We start from the raw sequence: 18,242 nt of genomic DNA, 5'->3' as shown, positions 1-18,242 counted from the left end.
GATGCGACTTTCAGGCGCCGGGTTCCACCGACACCGAGGTGAAGCGCCAGCGGTGCACCTGGCGGCGCACCAACGTCCCGTCCGGGTCGGGCAGTTCCGGCAGTACGGCGTCGTAGGGCGCGTCCCACCACGTGAGGATGAGCACCCGGTCGTCGGGCGCGGTGAGGAATTCGCGGCGGGTCGGCGTGCCGGGGAGCGTACGGGCCTGCTTCCTGGCCCAGTCGAGGAGGTCGGGGCCGCGGCCTTCTGCGGCGGCGGCCTCCCACATCAGCGTGACGGTCATCCGTACAGGTTGTCCTTGCTCAGCTCGTGCACATGGTCGTGGTCGTGCGCGTGGCCCGGCCCGTGGTCGTGTGCGTGCGGGTGCGCGTGGCCCGGCCCGTGGCCGTGCGGGCCGGGGTGGGTGTGGCCGGGCACCGACACCTCCGTGACCGGCAGCGAGGAGTCGGCAGGCAGGTCGAGGGTGGAGGAGGCCCGGCCGCGCGCGACCATCTCGGCGCCGAGGGCCGCGACCATCGCGCCGTTGTCGGTGCACAGGCCGGGGCGCGGCACCCGCAGCCGGATGCCCGCGTCCTCGCAGCGCTCCAACGCCAGTGACCGCAGGCGGGAGTTGGCGGCGACACCGCCGCCGATCATCAGGTGGTCGACGCCGTTGTCCCGGCAGGCGCGGATCGCCTTGCGGGTCAGCACGTCCACCACGGCCTCCTGGAAGGACGCGGCCACATCGGCGATCGGCACGTCCTGGCCGTCCCTGCGCCGGGCCTCGACCCAGCGCGCCACGGCGGTCTTCAGGCCGGAGAAGGAGAAGTCGTAGACCGGGTCGCGCCCGCCGGTCAGGCCGCGCGGGAAGGCGATGGCCCCGGGGTCGCCCTCGCGGGCGTGCCGGTCGATCGCCGGGCCGCCGGGGAAGCCGAGCCCCAGCACCCTGGCGACCTTGTCGAACGCCTCGCCCGCCGCGTCGTCGATGGTCGCGCCCAACGGCCGTACGTCGCTGGTGATGTCGGGCGCGAGCAGCAGCGACGAGTGCCCGCCGGACACCAGCAGCGCCATCGTCGGCTCGGGCAGCGCGCCGTGTTCGAGCTGGTCCACGCAGATGTGCGAGGCCAGGTGGTTGACGCCGTACAGCGGCTTGCCGAGCGCGTACGCGTACGCCTTCGCCGCCGACACCCCGACCAGCAGCGCGCCCGCGAGCCCGGGGCCCGCCGTGACCGCGATGCCGTCCAGGTCGCTCGCGGCGACCCCGGCGTCCTTCAGCGCGCGCTGGATGGTGGGGACCATCGCCTCCAGGTGCGCGCGGCTGGCCACTTCGGGGACCACACCGCCGTACCGGGCGTGCTCGTCGACGCTGGAGGCGACCGCGTCGGCCAGCAGCGTGTGGCCGCGCACGATGCCGACGCCGGTCTCGTCGCACGAGGTCTCGATGCCGAGGACAAGGGGTTCGTCAGCCATGGATCTCAGTTTCCTGTACGGGTGGGAGGCGGGGCGGCCGGGTCGGTTTCGTCGGTCTGCGCGAAGGCGGCGGGGGCGACGGGGGTGGCGGCCGGGTCGGCGAGCCGCATGACGAGGGCGTCCACGTTGCCCGGCTGGTAGTAGCCCTTGCGGAAGCCGATCGGCTCGAAGCCGAAGCGCTGGTAGAGCCGCTGGGCGCGGGTGTTGTCGACCCGTACCTCCAGCAGCACCTCGTGGCACTCGGCGTCGGTGGCGGCGCGCAGCAGTGTAGTGAGCAGCCGGGCGCCGAGCCCGGTGCCCCAGTGGTCGCGGGCGGCGGCGATGGTCTGCACATCACCCGTTCCGGCGATGGCGGCGAGCCCCGCGTAGCCGACGAGCCGTCCCCCGGCGTCCTGCGCGACCACGTAGAAGCGGGTCGCGGCCGGGTGCCGGGCGTCGGCCAGCTCCGACCAGAACATCGCGCGCGACCAGGCGTCCTCGGGGAACAGGTCGTGTTCCAGGGCCAGTACGGCGTCCAGGTCCCACCAGCGCATCTCGCGCAGCGTCACGGCGGTGGCGCTCCCGTGAGCGGCCCCGGTCACTTCGGCAGTACCGCCTTGTACCCGGCGGGCACCTGCGCGTCCGGCCGCCGCAGGTACAGCGGCAGCGGCGGGTCGAAGGGCTCGTCGGCGGCCAGCCGGTACGCGGCCAGCGCCGCGAGCGCGCCCGCCGACTGGTCCTCGGTGCCCTGACGGCGGTCGGTGAAGACCTCCGGGTACAGCGCGGCGCCCGCGCCGACCGACGGCAGGCCGCGTACCGCGTCCGCGATGTCGGCCGGGCGGTCCACGGCGGGCTCGGTGGCGCGGTGCCGCGGGTCGTCGTAGCGCGCCCAGTACACCTCTTTGCGGCGGGCGTCGGTGGCCACGGTGAACGGCCCGTCGAGCCCGGCCGCGCCCGCGGCCCAGGCCAGCCCGTCCAGGGTGCACACGCCGTGCACGGGGACGCCCAGCGCGTCCCCGAAGGACGCGGCCGTCACCAGGCCGACGCGCAGCCCGGTGTACGGTCCCGGGCCGACGCCGACCACGACGCCGGTGACGTGGGCGAGCGTACGGTCGGCGGCGACCAGGACCCGGTCGATCGCGGGCATCAGCAACTCGCCGTGCCGGCGCGCGTCGACGACGGTCGACTCGGCGAGGACCCGCTCCCCGTCGTGCAGGGCGGCGGTGACGGCGGGTGTGGCGGTATCGAAGGCAAGCAGCAGCACGTCCCCAAGGGTACGGCGCGCGCCCGTACGGTCGTGGCCGCGGGCGGCGCGGCTGCTACCGTCAACCGGGAGCATGTGCGAACCCCATCCGGAGGACAACCGTGGCGCGGATCAAGTCGAGCACCCTGGTCTCGGGGCTCACTGCGGCTGCCCTGGTCGTCATCGCCGTGCTCGCCGCGCAGGCGGCGGGCTCCGCGCCCGACCAGCCGCCGCAGGCCAGGCCCTCCACCTCGGCCGTGAAGTCGCCCAGCACCAAGCCGACGCCGAAGACGTATCCGCTGCCCGCCGCCTCCGGCACCGGCAGGCGCGTGGTCTACGGCATCTCCGCCAAGCGGGTGTGGCTGGTCGGTGACGCGGAGAAGGTCGACCGCACCTACGCGGTGGTCGCGGGCAATGTGGCGCCGAGCGTGGGGATACACCGCGTCTTCTCGCGGCGCGCCTCCGGCATAGGAGGCGACGGCGCCCAGGTCGAGCACGTGGTGCTCTTCGCGACGACCGACGGGATAAACGTCGGCTTCAGCGCGGCCGCGGACGGGTCGCTGGCGAAGCCTGATCCTTCGAAGCAGACGGCGGCGATCCGCGAGACGCGGCTCGACGGCACGGCGCTGTGGCAGATCGCAACGATCGGCAGCAGTGTTTTCGTCGTGAAGTAGCCGCGCGGAGTGGCCGCGCCGTGAAGTAGCCGCCCGGTGAAGTAGGCGCCCTGTGAAGTAGCCGCGCGTCTCACGCGCCGGTTTCTGCCTCCGGCGCGTCCGTCGTCCTGCCCGTCGCCGTGGTGACCGGCGCGTCCGCCGGCGCGGGCTCCTCGCCGTCGTCCGGCGGGGTCGACAGTGTGCGGGCCGCGGCTCCGGCGGCCAGCAGGGCGCCGACGTTGGGCGGCGGGGTGTCCCGCCGCGGGTCCCGCGTGTCCTGGGTCCGGATCTGGGCCGGCATGTGCGCCTCCCCGAAGAGACGTAGTTAGGGCGCCCTAACCAGGTACCCGCAACCAGCAGACCACGCCCGGCCGCCCTCGCGCAACATCTTGCCGACAGCCTGTCGGAACGGAGGGCGGAGCGGGGGCCGAACGGGGGATCGGAGCGAGGGTCAGGCGCGCAGCGCGGTGAGGTCCTGGCCGGTCCAGCGCGGGCCGACGCCGGTGACGGTCACCTCGCGTACGTCGTCGCCCTCGCCGTCCCCGTCCGCCGGGCCGCCGACCGTACGGGCGATGACGACCTGGAGCCGCGCCTCCGACAGCTCCTCGACCTTGCCGTCGCCCCACTCCACGACGACCACGGACTCGGGGAGCGACACGTCGAGGTCCAGGTCCTCCATCTCGTCCAGGCCGCCGCCCAGGCGGTACGCGTCCACGTGCACCAGCGCGGGACCCGCGGTCAGGGAGGGGTGGACGCGGGCGATCACGAAGGTCGGGGAGGTGACGGCGCCGCGTACGCCCAGACCCTCGCCGAGGCCGCGGGCCAGCGTGGTCTTGCCCGCGCCCAGCTCGCCGCTGAGCAGCACCAGGTCGCCGGGGGCGAGCAGCGCGGCCAGGCGGCGGCCCAGGTCGCGCATCAGGTCGGGGGTGGGGACGGTGATCCCCACGGAGCCCGGTTCGTGCGGTGTCGCGCCGCGCCGCACCGCCTCGTGCTCGGCGGCGTTCTGCGCGGCGGTCTCGTGCGGCGGCGTGGCATCGTGCGGTGTGGCCATGAACGCGAATGTTACGCGTCGGCGGCCGTCGTACGGGTCGACGCCCGCGCCGCCGCCAGGTCGCGCAGCACCTGCGGGACCGGTGCGCGCACCGAGTCCGCGGCCTGCGCGATCAGCAGCGCGAGCGCCGCGTTCACCACCTCGGGGCGCTCCATGATGACCAGGTGCCCCGCGCCCTCCACGATCACCAGTTCGGCGTCCGGCAGCTTCTCGGCGATCTCCGTACTGTGCGCGCTCGGCGTCAACAGGTCCTTGTCCCCCGCCAGTACGAGACCGGGCAGCCCGTCGAGCACCGACAGCGCGTCGCCCTTGTCGTGGTCGGTGAACGCCGGGTAGAACTCGGCGACCACGTCGATCGGCGTCGACTCGATCAGCCGCTCGGCGAACCGGCCGACCGCCGGGTCCACGTCGGAGCCGAACGAGTACCGCTTGATGATCCCCGCGAACAGGTCGGCGGTGGCCTGCCGCCCCCGCTCGACCAGATCCGCCTGGCTGCCCAGCGCCCGCAGCACCGCGGGCGCCAGCGCCCGGAACGCCCGCGCGCCCGCGGCGGGCAGCCCCAGCGTCACCGCGGCCAGCTTCCCCGCCGACGTCGAGACGAACGCGACGCCGACGACCCGCTCCTCGACGTACTCGGGGAACTGGTCGGCGAACGCCATCACCGTCATCCCGCCCATCGAGTGCCCGACCAGCACCACCGGGCCCTCGGGCACCGCCGCGTCCAGCACCGCCTTCAGGTCGCGGCCCAGCTGGTCGATGGTGGCGGGCCCGCCCGCCACTTGGTCCCGGCCGCGCTCGCTGCGGCCGTGACTGCGCTGGTCCCAGTACACCGCCCGTACGGTGCCGCGCAGCGCCGCCCGCTGGAAGTGCCAGGAGTCCTGGTTCAGGCAGTACCCGTGCGAGAACACCACCGTCACCGGCTGCGGCGCCTCGGCGCGGCGGCGCAGCCAGCCGCGGCTGCGGCGCGAGGGCGGTGTCTGCGGCTCGGGCTCGGGCGGCGCGACGTCCTCGGTCTCGTAGTACAGCTCCGTGCCGTCCTCCGCCGCGACCGTGCCGGGCTGTCCGCGCAGCGTTCCGTACGGGCCCGCCGAGTCCAGCGCCAGCCGGGCGCGGCGGCGCATCCCGCGGCCGACGGTCACCCGCTCGATCGCCACGCCCGCGGCGGCGCCCGCCGCGACCACCCCGATCGCCGCGCCGACCAGCCCTGCCTTCTCCCACTTCACGCCTTCTGGCACGGTGCTCCATCGCTGTCGCCTGCGCCGGGACCGGCGCCTTCCCCCACGTATACCCGCGGGACCCGCGCGCCGATCACGCCGTGGGACACGGGGCGTCGTCGCTGCCGCCTGTGGTCTCGCCCACCGAGACCAGGGGGCCGGTCACGCCTACGGGCACGGTGCTCCATCGCTGGCGCCCACGTATACCCGCGGGACCCGCGCGCCGATGCGGGTGACGATCTCGTACGCGATCGTGCCGCACGCCCGTGCCCAGTCCTCGGCGGTCGGCTCGCCCTGGTCGCCGGGGCCGAAGAGCACCGCCTCGTCGCCTGGCTCGGCCGCGTCGCCGCCGAGGTCCACCACGAACTGGTCCATCGCGACCCGGCCCGCGACCGTCCGCCACTTGCCCGCGACCAGCACCGGGCCCGTGCCCGAGGCGTGCCGCGGCACGCCGTCCGCGTAGCCCAGCGGCACCAGCGCCAACGTCGTCTCGCCCGGCGTCACGTACTTGTGCCCGTAGCTCACCCCGTGCCCGCCCGGCACCCGCTTCACCGACGCCAGGCGGCCGACGACCGTCATCACCGGCCGCAGCCCGAAGTCCGCGGAACCGCCGATCTCGGGCACCGGCGAGATGCCGTACATCGCCACGCCCGGCCGCACCAGGTCGAAGTGCGCCTCCGGCAGCGTCAGGGTGCCCGGCGAATTCGCGAGGTGCCGCACCTCGGGGGCGAGGCCCGCCGCCTCGGCCTGCGCCAGGGCCTCCTTGAAGACGTTCAGCTCCCGCTCGATGGAGGGGTGGCCCGGTTCGTCGGCGCAGCTGAAGTGCGCCCACACTCCTGTCACCCGGATCAGGCCGTCGCGCTCGGCCGCGCGGGCCCGTGCGACCAGTTCGGGCCACTGGGCGGGCTGGGCGCCGTTGCGGCCGAGGCCCGCGTCGATCTTGAGCTGCACCCTGGCCGGGCGGCCGGCCGCCTCGGCCGCCGCCGTGGCTTCGCGGAGCGCCCACATCGCGCTCACCGTCACGTCGATGTCGGCTTCGACACACTCCCGCCAGGGCCCTCCGGGGGTCCACAGCCAGCACAGGGTGCGGGCCTTCAGGCCCGCTGCCCGCAGGGTCAGGGCTTCCTCGGGGGTGGCCACGCCGAGCCAGGTCGCTCCGGCCTCGACGGCCGCCTTGGCGCACGGGACCATTCCGTGGCCGTAGGCGTCGGCCTTCACGACGGCCATGAACGCGGCCGTGGGTGCCTTTGCGCGCAGCGCTCTCACGTTTGCTCGCAGCGCGGTCAGGTCCACTTGTGCCCAGCCGCGCATCCGCTTCTCGTCCATTGCGGTCAGTGTCTCAGGTCGGGTGCTGGGCGTTGTCTTTCCCGCCCGCCCGCCCACCCGTGCGGGTGCTTTTTCGTCTGCGGGTGCCGCCTGTGCCTGGGTCGGTGCCGGTCCGGGGCACCTCCTCGGGCGACGAACGTGCACCCACTTCGAAAACGTCCAGCCCCTTTCCGTTCGTCCCCCTGCGGGGGCACCCCGGCCCGTCCCCTCCCGGTACGTCGGCGTCCGCCCGCCGGTGGGGGTGGCCGGGGAAGGGGGCGGGTGGGCATGGGTACGTCGGCGTCCGACGGTCCGTGGGGGTGGCCGGGCGGGGTGGGTGGGCTCGGGTGCGTCGGTGGCCGACGGTCCGGTGGGGGTGGGCTCGGGTACGTCGGCGCCGACGGTGCGCTGTGGTGGCGGAGGGGGTGGGTGGGCTGGTGGCGTACGGCTACGGGTGCCCGTCAGTGGGGCCGGGCGGGGTGGGGGTCGCAGGGGCCGTTCGTGATTCGCCGGACAGGCGCTAGGCGGGGAGGCGGAGGCCGTTGTAGAGGAGTGAGGCGATGCGTACGGCGTCGTCCTGCCAGCCTTCGGAGCGCAGGCCGCAGATGCCGCCGAGGGCGCGGAGGAGGAGGCGGCCGCTGACGTCCTCGCGGATGAGGCCGGCGGCGGCGCCGGCGGTGAGGAGGTGGTCCAGGGCACGGGCCATCTCGGCGCGGGTGTCGTCGAAGACGGGCGAGTCGGTCGCCATGATGCTCTCCAGCACTTCGCCCATGCCGCGGCCGACCGCCGCGTGCTCCACGAGCAGCAGGAGGAAGGCGCGCAGGGCTTCGTCGGGGGCGTGCTGGGCGAGCAGCCGGGAGGGGGCCGCGCAGAGGTCGGCGACCTCTTGGCGGTACACGTCGGCGACAAGGGCTTCGCGGGTGTCGAAGTGGCGGTACAGCGTGCCGACGGCCACACCGGCACGGCGGGCGATCTCCTCGACGTGGGCGTCGTCGTCGGAGAGGAGTGCTTCGCGCGCGGCGGCGAGGAGCGCGTCGCGGTTGCGGCGGGCGTCGGCGCGCAACGGGCGTGGTGACGGCAACAGTCCTCCATAAGGTGAATCGGACTCCGCTTGTGTACAGTTTCCGGAGTCGGGTTCACTTTACTGGGGAGAACGTCCGTGACGATCGAGAACGAGGGGCTTGACGGCCTGCGTGTGCTGGTGACCGGCGGCAGCCGAGGGCTCGGGGAGGCGACGGCCCGCCGCTTCGCCGCCGCGGGCGCCACGGTGCTGACGGCCTCGCGCACCGCGCCGCCGGACGACCTGGACGCCGCCTTCATCCCGGCCGACCTGCGGTCCGAGGAGGGGGTGCGGGAGCTGGGGCAGCGCGTGCTGGACAGCGTCGGAGGCGTCGACGTCCTGGTGAACAACGCGGGAGCCGCGACCGGGCCGATGCCGACTCTGGAGCGGTCCGACGCGTCGTGGCTCGCCGACCTGGAGATGAATCTGCTCAGCGCGGTCCGGCTCGACCGGGCGTTGGTTCCGGGGATGGTCGAGCGCGGCTCGGGCGTCGTGGTGCACGTCTCGTCCATCGCCAGCCACCTCCCCCAGCCCGCCGAGGCGTCGTACGCCGCGTCGAAGGCGGCGCTCAACGCCTACAGCCGCGAACTGGCGACGGCGGTGGGAGGCCACGGCGTACGCGTGGTGTGCGTGCTGCCGGGCTTCGTCGTCACCGAGGGAGCCGCCGACCACCTCCGGCGGATGGCCGACAGTGAGGGCATCGGCGTCGACGACGTCACGCAGCGGATCGTGGAGCACCTGAAGCTGCCGATGGGACGGCCCGGCGAACCCGAGGACGTCGCCGAGATGATCGCGTTCCTCGCGTCCGGCCGCGCCAAATGGCTCACCGGCGCCCAGTTCAGGGTCGACGGCGGCATCATCCCCACCGTCTGAGCCCCAGCGATTCCGAGGAGAGACACCGTGACCTTCAGCCTGACGTCACTGATCGTGGACGCCGCGGACCCGGAGAGCGAAGGCGCGTTCTGGCACCGCCTGCTCGGCGGCTCGGTCACCCGGACGGCCACGCACCACTTCCTGCGCAGCGACGGATTCCCCGTGCTCGTGGTCCAGCGGGTTCCGGGGCATGTCATGCCGCGGTGGCCCGACGGGACCTCCCAGCAGATGCACTTCGACCTCGCGACGGACGACATGGAGAGCGCCGACACGCGGGTGCTCGCGGCCGGCGGCCGACGGCTGCGGCCGACCGGCGACGTCGGCTCCGCCGACCGCGAGGGCGCCCGGGTCTACGCCAGTCCGGCCGGGCACCCCTTCTGCGTTCGCCCGGCCTGACCCCCGCGACGGCTACGGGACGACCTCCCGGTCGGCGGCGGCAAGGAGCGTGCGGAGGGGGGCCGTGTCGGGGCTGTCGGCGATGGCCGCGTCGATGGCGTCGTCCATGCCGTTCTCCCAGGCCGGCGGGAGAACAAGTCCGGGGCGGCCCGTCCAGGCGATGTCGGGGGCGGCGAGTCCGGACTCGATGAGACGGAGCTGGATGAGACCGGCCAGCCCGTCGAAGACCACGGGCCGGATGAAGTTGCGCGCCGACGCGCCGGTCAGGCGGCCCGCCTGCGGCGGCTTGGGGATACGGTCGGCGACCGCCATCCACAGCAGGCCGTGGTCGAAGGCGTCGAGCACGTCCTCCAAGGTGGGCAGATCGGTGTCCGTCACCGTCTCGGAGGACGCGCGGCGGGACGTACGGGCCGCGCCGTCCTGGTCCGGCGACTCCGCGCGCAGCGCCCTGGCGACCGCGAGCAGCAGCGGTCGGGACCAGCCCTCGGCATCCGCCGAGGCGCGGGCCATGACCAGGTCGTCCCAGGCCAGACGCGGGCGCTCGGCCGCCTCCGGGGGCAGCGTGCGCGCCTCCAGAGCGGCGAACACCTGGCTCTGGTCCCGCAGCAGGGACAGCGCGTTCGCCTCCCCCTCAGCTTCATCCGTCGCACCGTCGGCGGGCAGCCGCTCGATCCGGGCTATCCGATCCTGGAGCGGCGGGTGGGAGTCGTACGGGTGCGGCTTCGGCGGACGCCGACCGTCCGCGAGCGCGGCGAGCCTCTCCCCCGGCCGGGCGGCGAGCAGTCGCGAGAATCCGCCGAGGACCTCGCCGACCGGAGGCAGCGCCCCCACGGGGCCGCCCATCCCGGCGTACGTGTCCACGTAGTGGTCGTACGCGGCGTCGATGACCGGCATGGCGCGCAGTGCGCCGACCGTCGCGTCACGGCCCGCGTACCGGGCGGCCGACTCATCGGCGGCGAACTCCTGCTGGCGGGCGACGGACTGCGAGGTCCGCAGGAACATCCGGGCGTAGCCGACGTAGACGGCCCCGACCACGTAATGCATCCGCGTGGTGCCCTCGCTGAACACCTCCACCGTGTGCAGTACGGCCGCCCGGCCGCGCAGGGTGAGGCCGCCGAGCCGGGTGTCGCGATTGCCGTAGTGGCCGAACTCATGCGCCAGAACGGCCCGCAGCCGGGGCACGGTCAGCCCCGCGAGCAGCGGCAGGCCCAGCAGCAGACGGCGCCGCCCCGGCAACAGGCCCAGTAGACGGCTCTGTTCCGCCACCCCCGCGTTGACCTCGGAAACCAGGTACAGCTCGTCCGGCGCCCGCTCCCCCGCCACCTCCGCCGCCGCCCGCACCTGCTCCCACAGCTCGGGCTGCTCCTGCGCCGTGACCGCCACCCCGTCCGGCACCGACCCCAGCCGCCCGGCCCGCAGAAACGCCAGCATCCCCCGCACGATCGCCACCGCCACCAACGCCGTGACCATCAAAATCGTGCCCTCGAACCACGCCGCCCCCGCCGCGAACCACCGCGTCACCAGCAGCCAGTCCAGCGCCGCCATCGCCGCCAACAGCACAAACCCCAACAACACGAACCCGACCAGCAACACCAACGCGCGCACAGCACGCAGCCGGAACGTCATCGACAATCCCCCCACAGGACCAGCCCACCCCCACCGGCACACCCCGACAAGGCCCGCAGATCCTACCCCCCACCCCAAGCCCCCCCGATCCCCCGCCTCACCTGCCCCCCCCGGACCGTCGGCCGCCGACGCACCGGAAGCAGCCGAGCCCCCACCCACCCCCTCCGCCCACCCCCACGGACAGGCGGACGCCGACGCACCCGAGCCCACCCCCACCGGACCGTCGAACACCGACGCACCCGAGCCCACCCACCCCCCTCCCCGGCACCCCCACCGGACCGCCGGACGCCGACGTACCGGGAGGGGACGGGCCGGGGTGCCCCCGCAGGGGGACGAACAGACAAGGGCTGGACGTCATCGAAGTGCGGACACGTTCGTCGCCCGAGGAGGTGCCCCGGACCGGCACCGACCCAGGCACAAGCGGCACCCGCAGACGAACAAACACCCGCAGGGGTGGGCGGGCGGGAAAGACAAGCTAAAGGCTGCGCCACGCAGTGGGAACGGCGGCGGCCACATCCAACGCCGCAAGCGGCGCTCCCCCCGACCCCAGCCGCGCAGCGAGCCCATGCAGGTACGCCCCACAAGCAGCCGCGTCCATCGGCGCAAGCCCCGCCGCGAGCAACGACCCCGCAAGCCCGGACAGCACGTCCCCACTCCCCGCCGTCGCCAGCCACGCGACCCCCGTCGGATTGACGCGAACGGCCGCCCGGGGCGACGGCGAAGCCACCAACGTGGTGGCCCCCTTAAGCAGAACGGTGGCACCGAACCGCCCGGCCAGCCCCCGCACGGCGTCGAGGCGCCGCGCCTCGACCTCCTCCCGCGCCCAGCCGAGCAGCGCGGCGGCCTCCCCGGCGTGCGGGGTGAGGACGGTGGGGGCGCTCCGCTCCCGTACGGCGGCGGGCGAGAGGAAGCGCAAGGCGTCGGCGTCGACGAGGACCGGCACCGAGGTGGCGAGCACGTCGGTGACGGCCTGCCGCGCCTCCGGGGAGTCGCCGATGCCGGGCCCGACCACCCAGGACTGAACGCGCCCGGCGCTGTGCGGGGACCCGGTGGACACCAGCACCTCGGGGTGCCGGGCGAGCACGGCGTCGCCGCCGGGCCCGACGTAGCGCACCGCCCCGGCGCCGCCCCGCAGCGCGCCGGAGACGGCGAGGACGGCGGCCCCCGGATACCGCCCGGACCCGGCGACGACGCCGACGACACCGCGCCGGTACTTGTCGCTCGACTCCCCCGGCCGCGGCAGCGCGGCGGCGACGTCCGCGTGCTGGAGCGCCTCCAGTTCGGGTTCGCCGAGGTACGGCCCGAGGCCGATGTCGACGAGCCGGGGCGCCCCGGCGAAGGTGGCGGCCGGGTCGACGAGCAGCCCCGGCTTGTACGTACCGAAGGTGACGGTCGCGTCGGCGTGCACGGCGTCCCCGAGGACTTCCCCGGTGTCGGCGTCGACGCCGCTGGGCAGGTCGACGGCGACGACGACGGCGCGGGAGGCCCCGGCGGCCTCGGCGAGCGGTACGGCGCCGGGCCGCAGGCCGCCCTTGCCGCCGATGCCGACGATCCCGTCGAGCACGAGGTCGGCCCGCCCGATCAGCGCCTCGGCGTCCTCCGCTGCGGCGGCGCGGCCCCCGGCGGCCAGCAGGGCGGCGAGGCCGCCGCGGTGGGCGCGTTCGGGGGCCAGCAGCACGGCGTGCACGGCGGCGCCGCGGCGGGCCAGCCGGGCACCGGCGTACAGCGCGTCACCGCCGTTGTCGCCGCTCCCGGCGAGGACGACGACGCGCGCGCCGTACGTACGCCCGAGCAGGTCCCGGCACGCCCCCGCGAGCCCGGCCGCCGCGCGCTGCATGAGCGCGCCCTCGGGCAGCCGGGCCATCAACTCGCCCTCGGCGGCCCGTACGGTCTCCACCGCGTGCGCGTACCTCATGGAAAGTCCTCCGGCAGGGCTCGACGGAAACAGCCTCAACGGACACTACGCGCCCGGCGCGCACCCAGCCCCCCGACCAGGCGGACCGGACGCGCCCGGCGCATCCGCCCGCGGGTCAGCCCTCCGCGATGACCACCGCGGACGCGACCCCGGCGTCATGGCTGAGGGAGACGTGCCAGCCGCGTACCCCCAGCTCCGCGGCCCGCGCGGCCACGGTCCCGGTGACGGTCAGCCGGGGCCGGCCGGAGGGCTCCGTGGTGATCTCGGCGTCGAGCCAGTGCAGCCCGGCGGGTGCGCCCAGGGCCTTGGCGAGCGCTTCCTTGGCCGCGAACCGGGCGGCCAGCGAGGCGACACCGCGCCGCTCGCCGGTCGGCAGCAGCAGTTCGCCGGGGAGGAAGAGCCGGTCGGCCATGCCGGGCGTGCGCTCCAGGGCGGCGGCGAAGCGGTCGATCTCGGCGACGTCGATCCCGACCCCGACGATCACTGGCCATCCCCTTCGCCCGACGTGCCGTTCATGCCGGCCAGCTTAGGCCGTGCCCCCACCCGCCGTGCCCCCGCCCGCACGCGCACCCCCGGCCGCGCGCCACACCCCCGCACGCGCTCCGCACCCCCCGCCCGCGCTCCGTACGCGCACGTCTGGACAATGGGGCCCGTGCCGACGACCCCAGCCGCGACCAGCCCCTATGTCGACCTGACCCGCGAGGAGTGGAGTGCGCTGCGCGAGCGCACGCCGCTGCCGCTGACCGCCGAGGAGGTGGAGCGGCTGCGCGGCCTGGGCGACGTGATCGACCTGGACGAGGTGGTGGACGTCTATCTGCCGCTGTCCCGGCTGCTGAATCTGTACGTGGCCGCGCACAACCGGCTGCGCGGCGCGCTGAACACCTTCCTGGGGGACGCGGTGGGGGCGCCTCCGCCGAAGGCAGGGGGAGGGCACCACGCGCAGCCGGGGACGCCGTTCGTGATCGGGGTGGCGGGCAGTGTGGCGGTGGGCAAGTCGACCACGGCCCGGCTGCTCCAGGCGCTGCTGGCCCGCTGGCCCGAGCACCCGCGGGTCGAACTGGTCACCACCGACGGCTTCCTGCTGCCCAACGCGGAGCTGCACCGGCGCGGCCTGATGTCCCGCAAGGGCTTCCCCGAGTCGTACGACCGCCGCGCGCTGACCCGCTTCGTGGCGGACGTGAAGGCCGGCCGCGACGAGGTCACCGCGCCGGTCTACTCGCACCTGATCTACGACATCGTGCCCGGCGAGACGCTGACGGTGCGCCGCCCGGACATCCTCATCGTGGAGGGCCTGAACGTCCTCCAGCCGGCGCTGCCCGGCAAGGACGGCAGGACGAGGATCGGCCTGGCCGACCACTTCGACTTCAGCGTGTACGTGGACGCGCGCACCGAGGACATCGAGCAGTGGTACCTGGGGCGGTTCAGGAAACTGCGCGAGACGGCCTTCCAGGACCCGCACTCGTACTTCCGCAAGTACACCCAGGTCTCGGAGGACGAGGCGCTGGAGTACGCCCGGCTGATGTGGCGCACCGTCAATCAGCCCAACTTGCAGCAGAATGTGCTGCCCACCCGCAGCCGGGCGACGCTGGTGCTCCGCAAGGGGCCGGGGCACAAGGTGCAGCGCCTGTCGCTGCGCAAGCTCTGACGCCGGTCACCCGGCGCCGGTCACATGACGCGGCTCGCCCGACGCGGGCCGCCAGATGTCGAGGAAACGGGAGCCCCGCCGTGCTGCACCTGCGGATGATCGTGCCCGCCGACCGCACCGAGGAGGTCGCGCGACTGGTCGGCGCGACCCTCGGCGCCACCCATCTGACGGTGATGCGCGGCGCCGCGTACGACCCGCTCGGCGACGTGCTGACCTGCGACGTGGCGCGGGAGGCGGCCGACGGCCTGCTGGCCGGGCTGCGTGAGCTGGGCGTGGCGGAGACCGGTTCGATCGCGGTCGAGAACATCGACCTGACGCTGTCGACGAGCGCGGAGAAGGCCGAGGAGGACGCGCCGGGCGAGGGCGCGGACGCGGTGCTGTGGGAGTCGCTGGTCGAGGAGACGCACGAGGAGTCGACGCTGACGGTCACGTACATCGCGTTCCTGACGGTGGCGACGATGCTGGCCGCGTACGGCGTGATGCTGGACAGCTCGATCCTGATCGTCGGCGCGATGGTGGTCGGGCCGGAGTTCGGGCCGCTGGCCGGGATCTGTACGGGGGTGGTGCGGCGTCAGCGCCGCCTGGTGGGGCGGTCGGTGGCGGCGCTGCTGATCGGCTTCCCGGTGGCGATGCTGATCACCGGCGGGTTCAGCGATCTGATGAGCCTGTTCGGGCTGTTCACGCAGGCGCGGTTCGACGCGCCGCACCCGGCGACGGAGTTCATCTGGCAGCCGACGTGGGATTCGTTCGTCGTCGCGTTCCTCGCCGGGATCGCCGGAATCCTCTCCCTGACCTCGTCCAAGTCGGGCGCGCTGGTGGGCGTGGCGATCTCGGTGACGACGGTGCCGGCCGCCGCGAACGCCGCCCTGGGGATCAGCTACGGGGCCTGGGGCGAGGCGTGGGGCTCCACCTTGCAGCTCGTGATCAACCTGGCGGGCATCGCGGTGGCGGGCACGTTGACGCTGCTCGCCCAGAAGTGGCTCTGGGCGAAGCGGCACGTACCCGCCGCCTGACGACGTACGGTCGGCCCCCGCGCGGGGCGGCTCAGCCCAGGGTGGACTTGACGACGTCGGCCAGCCGCCCGGCGACGGACTGGGCGTGGTCGATGTCGGCGGCCTCGACCATCACGCGCACCAGCGGCTCGGTGCCGGAGGGCCGCAGCAGGACCCGGCCGGTGGTGCCCAGCTCGGTCTCGGCCTCGGCGACGGCGGTCAGCAGCTCGGGCGTGGAGTCGACGCGGCTCTTGTCGACGTCCGGCACATTGACCAGCACCTGCGGCAGCCGCACCATGACCCCGGCCAGGTCGGCCAGGGTGCGCTTGGTGGCGGCGACGCGGGCGGCCAGCAGCAGACCGGTCAGGGTGCCGTCGCCGGTGGTGGCGTGGTCGAGCACGATGACGTGCCCGGACTGCTCGCCGCCGAGCGCGTACCCGTGCTCCTTCATCGCTTCCAGGACGTAGCGGTCGCCGACGGCGGTCTGCACCATCTCGATGCCTTCGCGTTCCATCGCCAGCTTGAAGCCGAGGTTGGACATCACGGTGCCGACGACGGTGTTCTCGCGCAGGGCGCCGCGCTCGCGCAGCGACAGGGCGAGGATCGCGAGGATCTGGTCGCCGTCGACCTCCTCACCGGTGGCGTCGACGGCCAGGCAGCGGTCGGCGTCGCCGTCGTGCGCGATGCCGAAGTCGGCGCCGTGCTCGACCACGGCGGCCTTCAGCAGTTCCAGGTGGGTGGAGCCGCAGCCGTCGTTGATGTTGAGCCCGTCGGGCTGGGCGCCGATGGTGATGATCTCGGCACCGGCGCGCGAGAACGCCTCGGGCGAGACGCGGGAGGCCGCGCCGTGCGCCTCGTCCAGGACGACCTTCAGGCCGTCGAGGCGGTTGGGCAGCACCGCGATGAGGTGGGCCACGTACTGGTCGAAGCCCTCGTCGTAGTCGCGGACCCGGCCGACGCCGCCGCCGGTCGGGCGGTTCCAGGGGGCGCCGGTGCGGTGCTCCTCGTAGATCGCCTCGATCCGCTCCTCCAGCTCGTCGTCGAGCTTGTGGCCGCCGCGCGCCAGGAACTTCACGCCGTTGTCCGGCATCGCGTTGTGGCTCGCGGAGAGCATCACGCCGAGGTCGGCGCCCAGCGCGCCGGTGAGATACGCCACCGCCGGGGTGGGCAGCACACCGACCCGCAGGACGTCCACGCCCGCGCTCGCGAGGCCCGCCACGACGGCCGCCTCCAGGAATTCGCCCGAGGCGCGCGGGTCGCGCCCCACGACCGCCACCGGCCGGTGGCCCGCGAAGCTGCCCGCTTCGCCGAGCACGTGTGCCGCCGCGACCGACAGGCCGAGAGCAAGCTCGGCGGTGAGGTCGGCGTTGGCCATGCCCCGCACGCCGTCGGTGCCGAAGAGTCGTCCCACAGTGTTTCCTCCGATGATCCGTGCGGTCGTGCGGCCGTCCCGGGACGCGACGATCCCTGTGCCGCCGGGCCTCCCGTGCCCCGCGGTCCGCGCCCCCGGTGCGGGGACATGGCTCCACCATCCAGGGCTCAGAGCCATATCAACAGACAAATGTGCCGATTCCCAGGAATGCGAACGCCTCGGAGGCACAAAGTGTCTCCGAGGCGTTCGATGCGCCCGGCGCGGGTTTGGTTCCCGCGCCGGAGGCGACTTAGCGCTTGCTGAACTGCGGGGCCTTGCGGGCCTTCTTCAGACCGGCCTTCTTCCGCTCGACCGCGCGGTCGTCACGGGTCAGGAAGCCGGCCTTCTTCAGCGGGCCGCGGTTGTTGTCCACGTCCGCCTCGTTGAGCGCGCGGGCGACGCCCAGGCGCAGGGCACCGGCCTGGCCGGAGATGCCGCCGCCGCTGATGCGGGCCACGACGTCGTACCGGTTGTCCAGCTCGAGCACCTTGAAGGGCTCGTTGACTTCCTGCTGGTGCACCTTGTTGGGGAAGTAGCCCTCAAGGGTGCGGCCGTTGATCTTCCACTTGCCGCTGCCCGGAACGATCCGGACACGGGCGATGGACTGCTTGCGGCGGCCGGTGCCGGCGGCCGGCTGCGGGTCGCCGAAGCGCGAGGCGAGCGACTCGGAGGTGTACTCCGACTCGGGGGTCTCGGACTCGAAGGTCGTGATCTCCTCGAAGGTCTCTTCACCCTCGACGACGGTCTCGGCAGTGGTCTCAGCCACGATTCTCCTCAGATTCTTTCTGGTAGCTGGTGGCCGGTACTACTGCGCGACCTGGGTGATCTCGAACGGCACCGGCTGCTGGGCAGCGTGCGGGTGCTGGTCGCCCGAGTAGACCTTCAGCTTCGAGAGCATCTGACGGCCCAGGGTGTTCTTCGGGAGCATGCCCTTGATGGCCTTCTCCACGGCCTTCTCCGGGTTCTTGTCGAGCAGCTCGTCGTAGCGCACGGAGCGCAGGCCGCCCGGGTACCCGGAGTGGCGGTACGCCATCTTCTGGGTCTTCTTGTTGCCCGACAGGTGCACCTTGTCGGCGTTGATGATGATGACGAAGTCACCGGTGTCGACGTGCGGGGCGTAGATGGGCTTGTGCTTGCCCCGCAGGAGGGTCGCGGCCTGGGTGGCCAGACGGCCCAGGACAACGTCCTGCGCGTCGATTACGTGCCACTGGCGGGTGACATCGCCGGGCTTGGGGCTGAACGTACGCACGGTCGCCTTCGCTTCTTCAGTGATGGTGTCTCCACGAGCCCGTGAGGGGCCGGGGAAACGGGTCCTTGTACAAGGCCACCCGGACGATCAGGCCAGCCCTGGCGGCATTCGGGGACGCAACCCGTCTGCCTGCCGCTGGTCATCGGCCCGGTGGACCGGCGTAAGGGCCCCTCACGTGAGA

The 18,242-nt window shown here is 73.8% G+C and carries 20 protein-coding genes; 5 read left to right on the top strand and 15 right to left on the bottom strand.

Annotated elements, in window-relative coordinates:
* Positions 1-10: 10 nt before the first annotated feature.
* From ACIOC1_RS19465 to tsaB, 4 genes are read right to left on the bottom strand one after another with little or no spacing between them, the layout of a single operon-like run.
* Positions 11-283, bottom strand: a complete 273-nt coding sequence (locus ACIOC1_RS19465) for a hypothetical protein (RefSeq protein ID WP_391050434.1) — start codon at positions 281-283, stop codon at positions 11-13.
* A complete protein-coding gene (gene tsaD, locus ACIOC1_RS19460) occupies positions 280-1,449 on the bottom strand; it encodes a tRNA (adenosine(37)-N6)-threonylcarbamoyltransferase complex transferase subunit TsaD (protein ID WP_401855570.1) in 1,170 nt (389 codons plus the stop codon). The genes ACIOC1_RS19465 and tsaD overlap by 4 nt, the downstream gene beginning before the upstream one ends.
* A gap of 5 nt (positions 1,450-1,454) precedes the next feature.
* Positions 1,455-1,982 carry a ribosomal protein S18-alanine N-acetyltransferase gene (rimI, locus tag ACIOC1_RS19455; protein WP_355337193.1) on the bottom strand — a complete coding sequence of 176 codons (528 nt, stop codon included), beginning with the start codon at positions 1,980-1,982 and terminating at the stop codon, positions 1,455-1,457.
* A gap of 44 nt (positions 1,983-2,026) precedes the next feature.
* On the bottom strand, positions 2,027-2,692 hold the full coding sequence (tsaB, locus tag ACIOC1_RS19450; RefSeq protein ID WP_355336786.1) for a tRNA (adenosine(37)-N6)-threonylcarbamoyltransferase complex dimerization subunit type 1 TsaB: 666 nt from the start codon (positions 2,690-2,692) through the stop codon (positions 2,027-2,029).
* A 101-nt stretch (positions 2,693-2,793) separates the two neighbouring features.
* On the opposite strand from tsaB, the gene ACIOC1_RS19445 reads away from it, so the two are divergent.
* Positions 2,794-3,345 (top strand): hypothetical protein, encoded by a 552-nt coding sequence (locus ACIOC1_RS19445; RefSeq protein WP_401855567.1) that lies wholly within the window; start codon positions 2,794-2,796, stop codon positions 3,343-3,345.
* A 70-nt stretch (positions 3,346-3,415) separates the two neighbouring features.
* Here the strand turns inward: ACIOC1_RS19445 and ACIOC1_RS19440 are convergent, their stop codons facing one another.
* The 5 genes from ACIOC1_RS19440 to ACIOC1_RS19420 all read right to left on the bottom strand — a co-directional run bounded on the left by ACIOC1_RS19440 (position 3,416) and on the right by ACIOC1_RS19420 (position 7,975).
* Complete coding sequence (locus ACIOC1_RS19440; protein ID WP_401855565.1) at positions 3,416-3,625, bottom strand: hypothetical protein; 210 nt, start codon at positions 3,623-3,625, stop codon at positions 3,416-3,418.
* 150 nt (positions 3,626-3,775) lie between these two features.
* Positions 3,776-4,375 carry a tRNA (adenosine(37)-N6)-threonylcarbamoyltransferase complex ATPase subunit type 1 TsaE gene (gene tsaE, locus ACIOC1_RS19435; protein ID WP_391163421.1) on the bottom strand — a complete coding sequence of 200 codons (600 nt, stop codon included), beginning with the start codon at positions 4,373-4,375 and terminating at the stop codon, positions 3,776-3,778.
* Positions 4,376-4,386: 11 nt separating this feature from the next.
* Complete coding sequence (locus tag ACIOC1_RS19430) at positions 4,387-5,610, bottom strand: alpha/beta hydrolase (protein ID WP_355336783.1); 1,224 nt, start codon at positions 5,608-5,610, stop codon at positions 4,387-4,389.
* Positions 5,611-5,757: 147 nt separating this feature from the next.
* Positions 5,758-6,915: an alanine racemase gene (gene alr / locus ACIOC1_RS19425; protein ID WP_401855561.1), complete on the bottom strand. Its 1,158-nt coding sequence runs from the start codon at positions 6,913-6,915 to the stop codon at positions 5,758-5,760.
* Between the two features lie 499 nt (positions 6,916-7,414).
* Positions 7,415-7,975, bottom strand: coding sequence for a TetR/AcrR family transcriptional regulator (locus ACIOC1_RS19420; RefSeq protein ID WP_401855559.1), 561 nt, complete (start codon positions 7,973-7,975; stop codon positions 7,415-7,417).
* A gap of 78 nt (positions 7,976-8,053) precedes the next feature.
* On the opposite strand from ACIOC1_RS19420, the gene ACIOC1_RS19415 reads away from it, so the two are divergent.
* Entirely contained in the window at positions 8,054-8,827 is a 774-nt protein-coding gene (locus ACIOC1_RS19415) for an oxidoreductase (protein ID WP_401855557.1), read from the top strand.
* Positions 8,828-8,854: 27 nt separating this feature from the next.
* The gene (locus ACIOC1_RS19410) at positions 8,855-9,223 is read left to right on the top strand and encodes a VOC family protein (RefSeq protein WP_401855554.1); all 369 of its coding nucleotides are present in this window, start codon (positions 8,855-8,857) and stop codon (positions 9,221-9,223) included.
* Positions 9,224-9,235: 12 nt separating this feature from the next.
* Here ACIOC1_RS19410 and ACIOC1_RS19405 read toward each other — a convergent pair whose 3' ends face one another.
* The 3 genes from ACIOC1_RS19405 to ACIOC1_RS19395 all read right to left on the bottom strand — a co-directional run bounded on the left by ACIOC1_RS19405 (position 9,236) and on the right by ACIOC1_RS19395 (position 13,248).
* A complete protein-coding gene (locus ACIOC1_RS19405) occupies positions 9,236-10,849 on the bottom strand; it encodes a M48 family metalloprotease (RefSeq protein WP_401855551.1) in 1,614 nt (537 codons plus the stop codon).
* 475 nt (positions 10,850-11,324) lie between these two features.
* On the bottom strand, positions 11,325-12,764 hold the full coding sequence (locus ACIOC1_RS19400; protein ID WP_401855548.1) for an NAD(P)H-hydrate dehydratase: 1,440 nt from the start codon (positions 12,762-12,764) through the stop codon (positions 11,325-11,327).
* Between the two features lie 115 nt (positions 12,765-12,879).
* Complete coding sequence (locus ACIOC1_RS19395; protein ID WP_355340163.1) at positions 12,880-13,248, bottom strand: holo-ACP synthase; 369 nt, start codon at positions 13,246-13,248, stop codon at positions 12,880-12,882.
* Between the two features lie 159 nt (positions 13,249-13,407).
* On the opposite strand from ACIOC1_RS19395, the gene coaA reads away from it, so the two are divergent.
* Positions 13,408-14,409 (top strand): type I pantothenate kinase, encoded by a 1,002-nt coding sequence (gene coaA, locus ACIOC1_RS19390; protein WP_391050427.1) that lies wholly within the window; start codon positions 13,408-13,410, stop codon positions 14,407-14,409.
* Between the two features lie 80 nt (positions 14,410-14,489).
* The gene (locus ACIOC1_RS19385) at positions 14,490-15,422 is read left to right on the top strand and encodes a DUF389 domain-containing protein (RefSeq protein WP_401309237.1); all 933 of its coding nucleotides are present in this window, start codon (positions 14,490-14,492) and stop codon (positions 15,420-15,422) included.
* A 31-nt stretch (positions 15,423-15,453) separates the two neighbouring features.
* On the opposite strand, the gene glmM is transcribed toward ACIOC1_RS19385, so the two are convergent.
* The 3 genes from glmM to rplM all read right to left on the bottom strand — a co-directional run bounded on the left by glmM (position 15,454) and on the right by rplM (position 18,061).
* On the bottom strand, positions 15,454-16,812 hold the full coding sequence (gene glmM, locus ACIOC1_RS19380; protein ID WP_355340172.1) for a phosphoglucosamine mutase: 1,359 nt from the start codon (positions 16,810-16,812) through the stop codon (positions 15,454-15,456).
* A gap of 250 nt (positions 16,813-17,062) precedes the next feature.
* Complete coding sequence (gene rpsI, locus ACIOC1_RS19375; RefSeq protein ID WP_188283331.1) at positions 17,063-17,578, bottom strand: 30S ribosomal protein S9; 516 nt, start codon at positions 17,576-17,578, stop codon at positions 17,063-17,065.
* Between the two features lie 39 nt (positions 17,579-17,617).
* The gene (rplM, locus tag ACIOC1_RS19370) at positions 17,618-18,061 is read right to left on the bottom strand and encodes a 50S ribosomal protein L13 (RefSeq protein WP_355340175.1); all 444 of its coding nucleotides are present in this window, start codon (positions 18,059-18,061) and stop codon (positions 17,618-17,620) included.
* Positions 18,062-18,242 lie beyond the last annotated feature (181 nt).

It is taken from the genome of Streptomyces sp. NPDC088197 (assembly GCF_044741185.1).
GTDB lineage: Bacteria > Actinomycetota > Actinomycetes > Streptomycetales > Streptomycetaceae > Actinacidiphila.
The sequence above is the reverse complement of the archived record's forward strand: the minus strand, read 5'-3'. Positions and strand labels throughout refer to the sequence as shown.